At 64.8% G+C, this 13,791-nt stretch carries 9 protein-coding genes and 1 pseudogene; 8 read left to right on the forward strand and 2 right to left on the reverse strand.

Going from position 1 to position 13,791, the window contains the following annotated elements:
- Window positions 1–6 precede the first annotated feature (6 nt).
- The 3 genes from BFL43_RS03960 (at window position 7) to BFL43_RS03970 (ending at window position 4,910) form a co-directional block, all read left to right on the forward strand.
- A complete protein-coding gene (locus BFL43_RS03960; protein ID WP_084890976.1) occupies window positions 7–2,337 on the forward strand; it encodes a heavy metal translocating P-type ATPase in 2,331 nt (776 codons plus the stop codon).
- 66 nt (window positions 2,338–2,403) lie between these two features.
- Window positions 2,404–4,548: a heavy metal translocating P-type ATPase gene (locus tag BFL43_RS03965; RefSeq protein WP_084891004.1), complete on the forward strand. Its 2,145-nt coding sequence runs from the start codon at window positions 2,404–2,406 to the stop codon at window positions 4,546–4,548.
- Between the two features lie 38 nt (window positions 4,549–4,586).
- The gene (locus BFL43_RS03970) at window positions 4,587–4,910 is read left to right on the forward strand and encodes a metal-sensitive transcriptional regulator (protein WP_084890978.1); all 324 of its coding nucleotides are present in this window, start codon (window positions 4,587–4,589) and stop codon (window positions 4,908–4,910) included.
- 484 nt (window positions 4,911–5,394) lie between these two features.
- On the opposite strand, the gene BFL43_RS03980 is transcribed toward BFL43_RS03970, so the two are convergent.
- On the reverse strand, window positions 5,395–7,476 hold the full coding sequence (locus tag BFL43_RS03980; RefSeq protein WP_240498048.1) for an MMPL family transporter: 2,082 nt from the start codon (window positions 7,474–7,476) through the stop codon (window positions 5,395–5,397).
- 281 nt (window positions 7,477–7,757) lie between these two features.
- On the opposite strand from BFL43_RS03980, the gene BFL43_RS03985 reads away from it, so the two are divergent.
- The 3 genes from BFL43_RS03985 to lspA are packed head-to-tail and all read left to right on the forward strand — an operon-like array spanning window position 7,758 to window position 10,619.
- Window positions 7,758–8,141, forward strand: a complete 384-nt coding sequence (locus tag BFL43_RS03985; RefSeq protein ID WP_084890984.1) for a metalloregulator ArsR/SmtB family transcription factor — start codon at window positions 7,758–7,760, stop codon at window positions 8,139–8,141.
- On the forward strand, window positions 8,134–10,089 hold the full coding sequence (locus BFL43_RS03990) for a cation-translocating P-type ATPase (RefSeq protein ID WP_084891006.1): 1,956 nt from the start codon (window positions 8,134–8,136) through the stop codon (window positions 10,087–10,089). Before BFL43_RS03985 ends, BFL43_RS03990 begins: the two co-directional genes overlap by 8 nt.
- Window positions 10,086–10,619, forward strand: coding sequence for a signal peptidase II (gene lspA, locus BFL43_RS03995; protein WP_084890986.1), 534 nt, complete (start codon window positions 10,086–10,088; stop codon window positions 10,617–10,619). Before BFL43_RS03990 ends, lspA begins: the two co-directional genes overlap by 4 nt.
- Before the next feature lie 54 nt (window positions 10,620–10,673).
- Here lspA and BFL43_RS04000 read toward each other — a convergent pair whose 3' ends face one another.
- The gene (locus tag BFL43_RS04000; protein ID WP_084890988.1) at window positions 10,674–11,849 is read right to left on the reverse strand and encodes an ATP-binding protein; all 1,176 of its coding nucleotides are present in this window, start codon (window positions 11,847–11,849) and stop codon (window positions 10,674–10,676) included.
- Window positions 11,850–12,068: 219 nt separating this feature from the next.
- Here BFL43_RS04000 and BFL43_RS04005 point away from each other — a divergent pair, with 219 nt between their 5' ends.
- Window positions 12,069–13,310, forward strand: coding sequence for an Nramp family divalent metal transporter (locus BFL43_RS04005; RefSeq protein WP_143695081.1), 1,242 nt, complete (start codon window positions 12,069–12,071; stop codon window positions 13,308–13,310).
- Window positions 13,311–13,481: 171 nt separating this feature from the next.
- Window positions 13,482–13,791 (forward strand): annotated as a pseudogene (locus BFL43_RS04010) (copper resistance protein CopD); the annotation flags it as partial.

Genomic DNA, 13,791 nt, shown 5'->3' on the forward strand with positions numbered 1-13,791 from the left:
AACACCATGGCTACTGCACCTGCATCTGCACCCCAGACCTCCGCTGCACTCGAACTCGAGATCGGCGGCATGACCTGCGCGTCGTGCGCCAACCGGATCGAACGCAAGCTCAACAAACTGCCCGGGGTGACCGCGACGGTGAACTACGCCACCGAAAAGGCGAAAGTCACCGCAGGCTCCGGCGACCTCGACCCTGACACCCTGATCGCCACCGTCGAACAGGCCGGGTACACCGCCGCCCTGCCCACCGCGCGCACCAGCAATGGCGCCGACGACGGCGACCAGCGCACCCGCCCCGACGGCGAGCTGGCCGCCTTGCGCCAGCGACTGTGGGTCTCGGTCGTGTTGACGGTGCCGGTGATCGCGCTGGCGATGGTCCCGGCGTGGCAGTTCACCTACTGGCAGTGGGCCTCACTGACTCTGGCCGCGCCGGTGATCGTGTGGGGCGCCTGGCCTTTTCACAAAGCGGCGTGGATGAAGCTGCGGCACGGTACCGCCACTATGGACACCCTGGTCTCGGTCGGCACCCTCGCCGCCCTGGCCTGGTCGATCTATGCGCTGTTCTGGGGCACGGCCGGACAGCCCGGGATGACCCACGGTTTCGAGTTGACCGTCTCCCCCACCGACGGTGCGGGCAACATTTACCTGGAAGTCGCCGCCGGGGTCACCATGTTCATTCTGGCCGGCCGCTACTTCGAAAAGCGTTCCAAACGCCAAGCCGGAGCAGCACTGCGTGCCCTGCTCGAGCTCGGTGCCAAAGACGTCGCCGTCGTGCGGGGCGGCACCGAAGCCCGCATTCCCATCACCGACTTACGCGTGGACGATGAGTTCGTGGTGCGGCCCGGAGAGAAGATCGCCACCGACGGCGTCATCACCAGCGGACGCTCCGCTGTCGATGCGAGCATGCTGACCGGCGAATCGCTGCCGGTCGAAGTCAGCGAAGGCGACGCGGTCACCGGCGCGACCGTCAACGCCGGCGGCCGGCTCATCGTGCGGGCCACCCGCGTGGGTACCGATACCCAGCTGGCGCGGATGGCTCAGCTCGTCGAAGATGCCCAATCGGGTAAAGCGCAGGTCCAGCGACTCGCTGACCGCATCTCCGGGATCTTCGTCCCCATCGTCATCGCGATCGCCGTCGCGGTCCTCGGCGGCTGGATCGGTGCCGGGTTCCCGCTCAGCGCCGCATTCACCGCAGCGGTGGCCGTGCTGATCATCGCCTGCCCCTGCGCCCTGGGGTTGGCCACACCCACCGCACTGCTGGTGGGCACCGGCCGCGGAGCCCAGCTGGGCATCCTGATCAAGGGCCCCGAGATTCTTGAATCGACCCGCGCTGTGGACACCATCGTCCTGGACAAGACCGGCACCGTGACCACCGGAACGATGACCCTGCAGCAGGTCGTCACCGCCGACGGCGTTGCCCCCGACGATGTGCTGCGACTGGCCGGGGCGCTCGAGCACGCCTCCGAACACCCCATCGCCCGAGCCATCGCGACCGCCGCGGCCGAGGAGACCGGTCCCCTGCCGTCGGTGGAGTCGTTCACCAGCGTGGACGGCAAGGGCGTACACGGTGTCATCGAGGGACACGCGGTGCTGGTGGGACGCGAGAGCCTGCTTACCGACTGGTCCCTGCACCTCGAGGGCACGCTGGCCGCGGCCAAGACTGCGGCCGAGCAGACCGGGAAAACAGCAGTCGTGGTGGCCTGGGACGGCCGCGTCCGCGGCGTGCTCGTGGTCGCCGACACCATCAAACCGACCAGCGCCGCCGCGATCGCCCAGTTCACGGCTCTGGGCCTGACCCCGATTCTGCTCACCGGGGACAACCGCGGCGCCGCCGACTACGTCGCCGCCCAGGTCGGTATCACCGACGTCATCGCCGAGGTCCTGCCTCAGGACAAACTCGCTGTCATCGCCGACCTGCAGAAGCAGGGCAAAACAGTGGCCATGGTTGGCGATGGTGTCAACGATGCCGCCGCCCTCGCCCAGGCCGACCTGGGGCTGGCGATGGGCACCGGCACCGATGTGGCCATCGAGGCCGCTGACATCACCCTGGTGCGTGGTGATCTGCGTTCAGCGGCCGACGCGATCCGGTTGGCCCGCAAAACATTAGACACCATCAAAATGAATCTGTTCTGGGCGTTCGCCTACAACATCGCCGCTATCCCCCTGGCCGCGCTTGGGCTGCTCAACCCCATGCTCGCCGGGGCTGCCATGGCATTGTCCAGCGTGTTCGTGGTGAGCAACAGCCTGCGCTTGCGCGGGTTCACCTCCCGCGCCACCTCAGCGGCGCCGACCCCACCCGCTTCGGCACTCACCCACCGGCCGTTGCAGCACGCCTGACCACTTCCCCACCCACCCGATCGTCACACCTCGACTAATACCCCAGGGGGGTATACGATGGATGCCATGAACGCTCCGCAGCACAACCACCCGGCGCACTCACCCGCGACACCCACCGAGCACGCCCATGCTGGTGCGGTGCAGGAGCACACCTCGCATGAGCACCCCGGCCACGACGACCGCCACAGCGACCACGGTGCACACGGCGGGCATCAGGGTCACGCCGGACATGGTGACCACGTCGGACAATTCCGGCGCCTGTTTTGGATCATGCTGGTGTTGGCCATTCCGGTGGTCGGATTCTCGAACATGTTCGCCATGCTCGTCGGATACGAGTTACCCGACAGCGAAGCAGTGACCTGGATTTCGCCGATTCTGGGCACCGTGATGTTCGCCTGGGGCGGCCGGCCGTTCCTGACCGGCGCGGTCAGTGAAGTGCGGTCACGGGCGCCGGGCATGATGCTGCTCATCGCCCTGGCGATCACGGTGGCGTTCGTGGCGTCATGGGGTGCGAGCGTGGAACTGCTGGACCATCAGCTTGATTTCTGGTGGGAACTGGCCCTGTTGATCGTGATCATGTTGTTGGGGCACTGGATTGAGATGCGGTCGCTGGCTCAGACGACGTCCGCGCTGGACTCGTTGGCGGCGCTGCTACCCGACGAAGCTGAACGAGTCGACGGCGACACCACGGTCACCGTGCCGCCCTCGCAACTGCAGGTCGGTGACGTCGTCATCGTGCGCCCCGGCGCCAGCGTGCCTGCGGACGGAAAGATTGTCGACGGCACCGCCGAGATAGACGAATCGATGGTGACCGGGGAATCGAAGACGGTGCGCCGCAGCGCCGGTGACGCCGTGGTCGCCGGAACTGTCGCCACCGATTCGGGGCTGCGGGTGCAGGTTACCGCCACCGGCGACGACACTGCCCTGGCCGGAATCGGACGACTGGTCGCCGAAGCGCAGAACTCGACGTCGCGGGCGCAGCGGCTCGCCGATACCGCCGCGGGCTGGTTGTTCTGGTTCGCCCTGGGTGCTGCGGTACTGACCGCCATCGCTTGGACCGTGCTCGGCTATCCCGACGACGCGGTCGTGCGCACGATCACCGTCCTGGTCATCGCCTGCCCGCACGCACTGGGCTTGGCCATCCCACTGGTGGTGGCCATCGCCACCGAACGCGCCGCCCGCGGCGGGGTATTGATCAAAGACCGCCTCGCGCTGGAAAGCATGCGCACCGTGGACACCGTGCTGTTCGACAAGACCGGCACCCTGACCAAAGGCGAACCCACCGTCACCGCCATCCACGCAATCGCCGCCCATTCCGAGGACGATGTATTGGCCTGGGCCGCAGCCGCCGAAACCGACAGCGAACATCCCTTGGGCACAGCGATCGTGCACGCCGCACAGACTCAGCACCTCACCCGCGTTGCCGCTAGCGATTTCACCTCATCGCCCGCCGTCGGTGTCTCGGCTGTTGTGGACGGTCGCCGTATTGAGGTCGGCGGCCCGCGACTGCTCGAGCAGTACCAGCACAGTGAGCTCGACGTCGCCGAGCGCTGGCGGGCCGACGGCGCCATCATCTTGCACGTGCTCGCCGACGGGCAGGTCATCGGCGCCCTCAAACTGGCCGACGAGGTGCGTAGCGAATCACGCCAGGCCGTCGACGCGCTGCACAAGCTCGGTATCCAGGTCGTCATGATCACCGGCGACGCCGAAGCGGTGGCCCAGTCGGTGGCCACTGAACTCGGCATCGACCGCGTGTTCGCCGGAGTCCGCCCCGAACACAAAGCCTCCACAGTCAAAGAACTTCAATCCGAGGGCCGCACGACGGCCATGGTCGGCGACGGTGTCAACGACGCCCCAGCACTCGCCCAAGCCGACGTCGGCATCGCCATCGGCGCCGGCACCGACGTCGCGATCGCCTCAGCCGGGGTCATCCTCGCCAGCGACGACCCACGATCGGTGCTCTCAGTGATCGAGCTATCGCGAGCGAGCTACCGGAAGATGAAGCAGAACCTGTGGTGGGCCGCCGGTTACAACCTGATCTCCGTACCCCTAGCTGCCGGGGTCCTCGCCGGGATCGGGTTCGTCCTGCCCATGTCAGTCGGGGCGATCTTGATGTCGGCCTCTACCGTGGTCGTCGCACTCAACGCCCAACTGTTGCGGCGCCTGGACCTGCGACCGGACACCAGTGTGGCCGCTGCGCTCGGCAGGTAGCGACCTACAATGCACACGCCCGACAACGAAGGACTTCCATGGCTGCCAGCACACCCACCCACGACGGGGACCACACTGCCCCACACGGATACATCGACGACAAAAAGAAGTACCTTGCGCGCCTCAAACGGATCGAAGGCCAAGCCCGCGGGCTGCACCGGATGGTCGACGAAGAGCAATACTGCATCGACATCCTCACCCAGATTTCCGCGCTCACCAAAGCCCTCGAAGGCGTGGCGATCGGCCTACTCGATGATCACCTCAAACACTGCGTCGTTGACGCCGCCAAGACCGGCGGTCCAGAAGCCGAAGCCAAACTCAAAGAAGCCTCCGACGCCATAGCCCGATTGGTTCGGTCCTAAAGCCCGCCCACGCCTCACTAGCTTCGGGACACAGACCCCCTCAGACCGAAAGCCTCTCGCCCCATGACACACACCCCCCGCCTACCCCAGTGGTTGTTCACACTCGTGGTCACCTCCGGGGCGTCAATCGCCTTCTTTTTGGGGCTCGTGCTATCCGCTCCGTACGCCACCGACATCGCCCACACCCGCCAGCCGCACCCACCCCAGATCACCGATCCCGGCTGGCCACACCTACACAACTGGCTCTGGGCATCGGCCACGGGTGCCGCCGTGCTTACCGCCCTACTCGTTGGCATTGGCCGTATCGGCCGCGACTAACCAACCGTCTTCGCGGCGACCCCGGAGTCTGCTAGAAACGTTTGCGCCTAAGGGCGAGAGCTGCACCGTTTGTCAGGATTCCAGCGACAGAATGCCAGGCGCATACTCTGCTCTCGCCGAGCAGATCTTCGTAGTTCTGCACAATCGCCTAGGGCGCGCGGCGTTATCACCTATGCCCAGTAGCCTGGGTTCGCTTGCCGCTCAGTAGCTGTCTGCCAGGCAGCCACCAGTTCCATCTGCCGAGTAGTCGCATCAGGGCAGGCACTAGAACGAGACGGATGACGATGGCATCGATGGCTACGGCGATGGCGAGGGCGAACCCGATTTGTTTGAGTTCAAGCATGTCGGCGCTCATGAAGCTGCCGAACACGACGATCATGATCGCCGCGGCGGCGGTGATGGGTCGTGCAGTATGGGTCAGTCCGGCTGCAACGGCGTATTGGTTGTCGCCGCTGGCAGTCCAAAACTCGCGAATTCGGCCAATGAGGAACACTTCGTAGTCCATGGACAGACCGAAGAGGACGGCGAACACCAGTGTGGGCAAATAGGTTTGGATGAACCCCGGGCTGGTGAAGTCGAGGACGGATTCGCCGAGGCCCCATTGGAAGACCACGACTGTGATGCCGAGTGCCGCGCCGGTGGCCAAAAGGTTCATCACGATCGCTTTCAGGGGCAGTGCGATGCTGCGGAATGCGACGATCAGGAAGAGCAACGAGGTCGTCAGAACCAACCCGATGACCAGTGGCAGGCGTGCGGTCATTTCGCTGTCGAGGTCTACGAACTCTGCTGTGCTACCGCCGATGAGAATCTGGGCGTCAGGGGTCACAGTGGTTGCCTTCTTCCGTAGGTCGGCGACCAGGCGGGTGGCGTCTGCAGAGTCGAAGGGGACTGCCAGGATCAGTGAGGTTGTCAGGCCGCCGGTTCCGTCGATGGCGGGCCCGGCAGCGGCGATCCGCGGGTCCTCACTAGCCTGATCGAGGTATCTGGCGACTGCGGCTCGGCCGCCATCGGACAGTGGCTGGCCGGAAGGCCCAGTGGCTACGACTTCGACCGGGGATAACGCACCGGGCGGAAAGTGTTCGGTAAGAGTCGTTGTCGCTCGACCGGACGGGGTGTTGGTCAGCGAGTTCGTACCCATGTCTAGTCCGTAGCTGATTCCGGTGAGTGGGAGCGCTGCGAGGACGAGGATCGCTGCGGCGGTGCCGCTGTAGAGGATGGGGCGTTCCATCATGCGGAAGGCCCATCTGCCCCACCGCGTATCTGCTACGTCGTGCGCTTCGCTCGATAGTTCCGCGGGTTGCCACCGGCGTGGCAGCTGGCCACGGTTGATGGCCGGACCCAGCACCCCGAGTAGCGCGGGCAACAGGCACAGCCCGACGACGAGCATCGCCGTCACGGCGGTGGCCACACCGATGGCTATGCCTCGAAAGATCGGGGCCGGGATGACAGCAAGTGACACCAGAGAGATCATCACGATGATCCCGGAAGCCATGATCGTGCGCCCTGTGGTGGCCAGGGTCCGGCCGATCGCCTCGCCGATGGCCTGGTGATCTGAGCGGTCGGTGACTGCGCCGGCGTTGAGTTCTTCGCGGTAGCGGCTGACGATGAACATTGCGTAGTCGATGCCCACCCCGATACCGATCATGGTGGCCATCGACATGGTCAGCGAATCGAACTCGGTGACGGCCGTCAGCGCAAACATCACTCCCGCGGTCACTAACAATCCGACCAGCGCTGTCACAATCGGCACCACCGCAGCGGCCACCGCACCGAGCGCAACCACCAACAGCACCATGGCGACGGGAATGCCCAGCATTTCTGCGCGCTGTGCATCACTATTTTGGGCGGCGGTCGCATCGTTTTGCACGGGTGAGTAACCCGTCAACGCCACAGCGACGCTCCCCGTGTTCTGAGTTGTCAACGCTGTGTCGAGGCTGCGGGCCACGTCTGCCCGTGCAGCCATGTTTCCGTTGATACCGACCAGGGCAATCGCTACGTCTCGGTCGCTCGGCGAGACCAATTGCCCTCGTGTGGCCGGGTCGTACGGGTCCACGACCCGGCCGACCCCGTGCACCGCGCGCGCTACCGCGATCGATTGATCAACGACCCGACGAAATTGGGGGTCGTCGACCGCCATCCCGGCGCCGTCGAAAACTATGACATCTTGCTCGGCGCCGATCTGGGGAAAATGTTCACCCAGAACCACATCGACGCGGTCGGACTCAGAGCCCGCGATGCCGAAATCCATGGCAGTCAAACGACTCTCCAAGGGCCCAAACGACAATGCACAGACAACAATCAGCAGCGACCATGCCATCAACACCGGCCACCGCCGCCGATTCACCCATCTCCCCCAGCGCGACATCGCCGAACTGTTAGTGGGCCCCATGCCCCGGTCTGTACGAGCAGACCGATCGGCTGGCGTTGGCGACCCGCCCTCTGTGGCCGTAATCATATTTGAACGATAACATCGTGCTAAGGCGATGAATAGTCCTTTCAAACATCGCCTTATGTGGGTAACATCGCCGCATGGCGATTGATGGTGATGGGTGTGTGGCTCCCGTGTCGGGCGAAGTCGTAGAACTGCGAGCGGCGGTGGCGCTGTTCCATAGCCTTTCGGACGCAACGCGTTTGGCCATCGTGCGGCATTTGGCCGGTGGAGAGGCCAGGGTGGCTGATCTGGTGGCCGCGCTCGGACTGGCTCAGTCGACTGTGTCGGCGCATGTGGCGTGCTTGCGTGACTGCGACCTGGTCCATGGCCGCCCGGAAGGCCGCCAGGTGTTTTATTCGTTGGCCCGTCCGGAACTGATGGATCTGTTGGCCTCTGCGGAGACTGTGCTGGCGGCTACGGGAAACGCAGTTGCGTTGTGTCCGAACTACGGCAACGGCTCTCAAGGTGATCGTGATGAGTGATGCCTGTGGGTGTGCCCACGATGAACCCGGCGTCGACAACGGCGACGAGCACGCCGAACATTGGTGGCAGGTGAGCGAAATCAGGGCCGCGATGGTTGCCGCGGTGTTGCTTGCTGGCGCAGTGGTCGCCAGCCTGGTCGATGGTCCCCGGTACATCGAGCTGGGTTTGCAGGTGGGTGCGTTGATCATCGCCGGTTACACGTTTGCGCCGGCCACGGTGCGCCGACTAGCCCAGGGCAAGATCGGCGTGGGTACCTTAATGACCATTGCGGCCGTCGGTGCGGTGCTACTCGGCGAGGTCGGTGAGGCCGCCATGCTCGCTTTCCTTTTCGCGATCAGCGAAGGGCTTGAAGAATACGCAGTGACCCGGACTCGCCGCGGATTGCGGGCTCTGTTGTCGCTGGTACCCGAGACGGCCACGGTGCGGCGCGGCGACCGCGAGATCGTCGTCTCTCCCGCTGAACTCGGCGTCGGGGACACCATGATCGTCAAACCTGGTGAACGGCTGGCCACCGACGGCACCATCACCATCGGGCAGACAGCGCTGGATACCTCAGCGATCACTGGCGAGTCGGTTCCCGTCGAGGCCGGCCCCGGCACTGAGGTGTTCGCCGGGTCCATTAATGGCACCGGTGTCCTCGAGGTCATGATCACCGCTGCTGCACAGGACAATTCACTGGCTAAGATCGTGCGAATTGTTGAGGCTGAGCAGTCGCGCAAAGGTCAGGCTCAGCGCCTGGCCGATAAGATCGCCCAACCCCTTGTGCCCTCGGTGATGGTTGCCGCCGCACTCATCGCCGCCGTCGGTAGTGTGCTCGGCGACCCGCGGATATGGATTGAACGGGCCCTGGTGGTGTTGGTAGCCGCCTCACCTTGCGCGCTGGCCATCGCCATCCCGGTGACCGTTGTCGCCGCGATTGGCGCTGCCTCCAAACTTGGTGTCCTGATCAAAGGAGGCGCCGCCCTTGAAGCGCTCGGACGGATCCGTACTGTCGCGCTCGACAAAACCGGCACCCTGACCCGCAATCAACCCTCCGTCGTCGAGATAGCCACCACCGGTGGCGTGTCACGCACCGAGGTACTCACCGTCGCCGCAGCGCTGGAAGCGCGCAGCGAACATCCCCTGGCCCGGGCGATCCTGGCCGCCGCGACCGACCCGGTCAAATCCGCCGACAAGGTCGAGGCCGTCACCGGCGCCGGGCTCGCCGGATCCCTCGACGGGCGTCCTGTCCGGCTCGGACGACCGGGATGGATCGAGTCCGGCGCTTTGGCCGACGACATCGACCGTATGCAACGAGCAGGTGCCACCGCCGTACTCATCGAACGCGACGGCACCACCATCGGTGCCATCGCCGTGCGAGATGAACTCCGGCCCGAAGCACCCGCCGTGGTCGCCGGGCTACACCGCGACGGCTACTCCGTAGCCATGCTCACCGGTGACAACACCCGCACCGCCACCGCCCTGGCCGAACAAGCCGGCATCAACAATGTTCACGCCGATCTACGTCCCGAGGACAAAGCCCGCATCATCAACACCCTGCGCGCCCATCAACCCACCGCCATGGTGGGGGACGGCGTCAACGACGCTCCCGCGCTGGCCACCGCGGATCTGGGTATCGCCATGGGCGCCATGGGCACCGACGTCGCGATCGAAACCGCAGACGTCGCCCTCATGGGCGAAGACCTCCGTCATCTACCCACCGCGCTGACCCACGCCCGTCGCTCACGCGCGATCATGCTGCAAAATGTGGCCCTCTCCCTAGCCATCATCACCGTCCTGATGCCCCTGGCCCTGTTCGGAGTCCTGGGCCTTGCCGCCGTCGTCCTCGTCCACGAAATCGCCGAAATCGCCGTCATCGGCAACGGAGTTCGAGCTGGGCGCACGGCGCGACTGCAACCGCCGGGCACCTCGACCACCGACCGCCCACGAGCAAAGACCCGCACATGAGCACCGAGAACAACGCCACCGGCCCTGACCAAACGACTGTCGCAGTGTTAGTTCGTCGGCGCCGGCGAGTTCTGTTCGCCGTCGCCGCCGCGCTGGCTGCCGTCGCGCTCGTCCTCGATCCCATCGCCCGCAGCACGCTCTCCGACGGCCGCACAATCGACCTCGGGTTGCTCCAGCTCAACCTCGCCTACAACACCGGTGTCGCTTTCAGCCTCGGCAATCAGCTGCCCACCGCCCTAATCCTCGCTCTCACCAGCCTGGTGACCCTGGGCCTTGCGATCTATGCCTGGCGCACCGCACCGCAGCAACGAACTCTGCAGACCATCAGCTTCGCCGCCATCATCGCTGGGGCGACCGCCAACGTCATCGACCGTCTCCTCGACGGCAAAGTCACCGACTACTTCCACACCGGGTGGTGGCCGACCTTCAACCTCGCCGACACCTACATCACCTGCGGCGCAGTCATACTGATCGTCACCGTCTTCCTCGAACCCGGCACCACCACCAGCAGCACCAGAAGCAGCAGCTGAGATACTCAACCAACGGACTGTCTGGTCGGTCAACGTGCCGGCCCCAGTGTGGGGTCAGCCTGCTTGCCCAGTGTTGTTCTGCCGGCGGATGAACTCAGCCATGCCGGGAACGGTGAATGCCACGACCCCGCGTTCGGGTGCCCAGATCAAGCCCTTCTTGATACAGGCGTCGCGGTGTGGCGCCACCGATTGCATGGAACTGCCCAGCGCTGTGGCGACCGCTGACGATCGCGGCTGATCAGTGCCACTGACAGCCATCGCGTGCAGGTATCGCCGTTCGGCCTCGGTCGCACGCAGCCACCGCGAGCTGTAAAAACCGGCGTCAAGAGAGGCGTGACCGGTGCTCACCGCATCTTCGGCCTCGATCACATCGAACGGCGATGCTGTTGCTACGCGCCACAATTCGTATCCGAAGACCTGCAGAAAGTATGGATAACCGGCACTGGCAGTGACCACATAGTCAGCGGCCTCGTCGGTGACGGCCTGCCCGAGCCGGGAAATCGGTGCAACGATCGCCGCCCGCGCCTCATCGCTCGATACCGGGCCGATGGTGCGATAGTCGAATTGCCGTTCAGCGTAGGACCGCGCATCCGCAAGCACCTGAGGCAGGTTCGGCAGACCCGCCCCAACCACGAAGAACGGCCACCCCCGCTGAGCGGCGCGGTGCTGGGTTGCCAGCAACACCTGCAGTAGCGGCGCCTCCAGCTCCTGCATCTCGTCGACAAACAGCCCGAATGCGCTGCCTTCTTTGCGGAGCTCCTCGCACAACTCTTCAACAAGATCTTCGAACTCGACCCCCAACGATGCAGGCGATGCGGGTGCGGCTTTCGACACGCTGACCCCGGTGCCGAACGCTGTCGCCGACACTGAGAATTCCTCGGTCATCGTCCGTAGCCGGTCCACGATCGACCGGGCGAACGTTCGACGCCGAAGCGCGCGTGTGACGTCTTTGGAGATACGCCTGCGCAACGCTTCAGCGCCTTCTTGACTCGTCTGCGCTTCGACCTCGACGACAACCCAGTCGTGGCGCCGCGCCTGGTCGGCCATGGTTGCCAGCAACGTGGTCTTGCCGACTCCGCGCAGTCCCTGCAACATCAGCCCGCGGTCATACTGGCGTTGTTTGACCCGGGCGACGAGAAGATCAAACCGCTCCAGTTCCGGCGTGCGCCCCACCAGCTCAGGCGGGCGCGTACCGGAGCCGGGCGTAAAGGGATTGAGGCCAGATTCCACCGCCGAACACTATCAAAAAGTATATGGGCGTATAGCACCACGCCTTATACGAGCTGATACGGCTTTACACGTTGCTACCCGACGGCGCTCTGCGCACGCCGCACTGAGGCAAAATGCTCGCGCTCTCACTACCCGGACCCACAGATATCGGCAGCCCAAACTTTTTTCTTCGCATACCCGTACGCTGATCTGATCGAACGGCAGAAGGGCATGGCGATGATGACGGTCACAAACGGAGTACGGCCGCGTTTGCGGCGAGCCCGTTCGGGTTCGTTGCTGTTGGGACCAGCGTTTGTTGCTGCGATCGCTTACGTCGATCCCGGCAATGTCGCATCCAACGTCAGTGCCGGCGCTCAATTCGGGTATCTGCTGGTGTGGGTGATCGTCGCCGCGAATGTGATGGCGGGCCTGGTCCAGTACTTGTCGGCAAAACTCGGTGTGGTGACGGGCTTGTCGCTCCCGGAAGCAGTGCGCGAACGATCCTCACGAACGACACGGCTGGGATACTGGGTGCAGGCCGAGTTGGTGGCCATGGCCACCGACCTGGCCGAAGTGGTCGGCGGCGCCATCGCCTTGAACCTGTTGTTCGATCTGCCACTGCTGGTGGGCGGCATCATCACCGGTGTCGTGTCCATGGGGCTGCTGCTGGTTCAGGATCGACGCGGGCAGCGCCCATTCGAACGGGTGATCATTGGATTGCTGGCGGTCATCGCTATCGGGTTTGTGACCAGTGTGGTGGTGGAGCCACCCTCGCCGGCCGCGGCCGCGGCCGGCCTGATCCCCCGCTTCGAGGGCGCCGAAAGTGTGATGCTTGCCGCGGCCATGCTCGGTGCCACCGTCATGCCACACGCGGTGTATCTACACTCAGGGCTGGTCCGAGATCGGCACGGCCGCAACGAACCCGGACCGTTTCGTCAGCGTTTGCTGAAGATCACCCGTGTCGATGTGTGCCTGGCGATGCTGGTCGCGGGCACGGTCAACATGTCGATGCTGTTGCTCGCGGCAACGACGCTGCAGGGCCGCGACGACGTCGACACCATCGAGGGCGCCCACCGCGCCATCGGTCAGACGTTGGGTCCGGTGGTGGCGCTGCTGTTCGCGCTAGGGCTGTTGGCGTCAGGTCTGGCATCGACCTCGGTCGGGGCCTACGCGGGTGCGATGATCATGGACGGTTTACTGCGTCGACGGATACCGATCGTCGTCCGGCGATTGGTCACGCTGATTCCGGCGATCGCGATTTTGGCGGTGGGTATCGATCCCACCCGCGCATTGATCGTCTCGCAAGTAGTGCTCTCGTTCGGAATCCCCTTCGCGCTCATCCCGTTGGTGCGTTTGACCAGCGACCGCGCATTGATGGGCGCAGACATCAACCACCGCGTCACAACAGCGCTGGCGTGGCTGACCGCCGCAGTGATCATCGTCCTCAATGTGGCGTTGATCTACTTGACTGTGGCGGGGTGAGCGACCCAATGGTGGTACGTGGCTACGTCTTACCCGGGCTGCGCAGCGCCCACCAACACGCTGTCGCAGGAGGGGAATGTCACCCGCTACCAGCTCAGGCGATATGCCGAGTCCGGCGGCGCCAGCTGTGGTGCCTACCCTGAAAGGGTGAGTACGCCGAGCGCCGATTCGATCGACATCCGCCGTAGTGCCGCGGCGAGTATCGGTTGGGTGCTGGCCTGGGTTGCGGCCGCCGTTGCCATTGCTGTCACCGCCATCTCCGCGAGCAAGGCGCTGGATCTGGCCGGCGTCGGTGACCCCGGCGCGCTGACCCGCTACGGGCTGCCCACCGTGCAGACGATCGGTGAGATCGGTGCAGTGGTGGCCGTCGGTGGGGCGCTGTTCGCAGCGTTCTTCGTTCCGCCGCAATCCGACGGGGTTCTCGACGTCGGCGGGTACCGCGCAATCCGGTTCGCATCGGTGGGAGCGTTGGTCTGGGCGA

The sequence above is a fragment of the Williamsia sp. 1135 genome, assembly GCF_002095395.1.
Taxonomy (GTDB): Bacteria; Actinomycetota; Actinomycetes; order Mycobacteriales; family Mycobacteriaceae; genus Williamsia.

Bases quoted from the DNA above. Each gene is read 5' to 3' on its own strand.
- BFL43_RS03970 (WP_084890978.1), top strand. From the start codon at position 4,587: ATGGCTGCCAGCACACCCACCCACGACGGGGACCACACTGCCCCACAC.
- BFL43_RS03960 (WP_084890976.1), top strand. From the start codon at position 7: ATGGCTACTGCACCTGCATCTGCACCCCAGACCTCCGCTGCACTCGAA.
- BFL43_RS03965 (WP_084891004.1), top strand. From the start codon at position 2,404: ATGAACGCTCCGCAGCACAACCACCCGGCGCACTCACCCGCGACACCC.
- BFL43_RS04005 (WP_143695081.1), top strand. From the start codon at position 12,069: ATGACGGTCACAAACGGAGTACGGCCGCGTTTGCGGCGAGCCCGTTCG.
- BFL43_RS03990 (WP_084891006.1), top strand. From the start codon at position 8,134: ATGAGTGATGCCTGTGGGTGTGCCCACGATGAACCCGGCGTCGACAAC.
- BFL43_RS03985 (WP_084890984.1), top strand. From the start codon at position 7,758: ATGGCGATTGATGGTGATGGGTGTGTGGCTCCCGTGTCGGGCGAAGTC.
- BFL43_RS03980 (WP_240498048.1), bottom strand. From the start codon at position 7,476: ATGGATTTCGGCATCGCGGGCTCTGAGTCCGACCGCGTCGATGTGGTT.
- lspA (WP_084890986.1), top strand. From the start codon at position 10,086: ATGAGCACCGAGAACAACGCCACCGGCCCTGACCAAACGACTGTCGCA.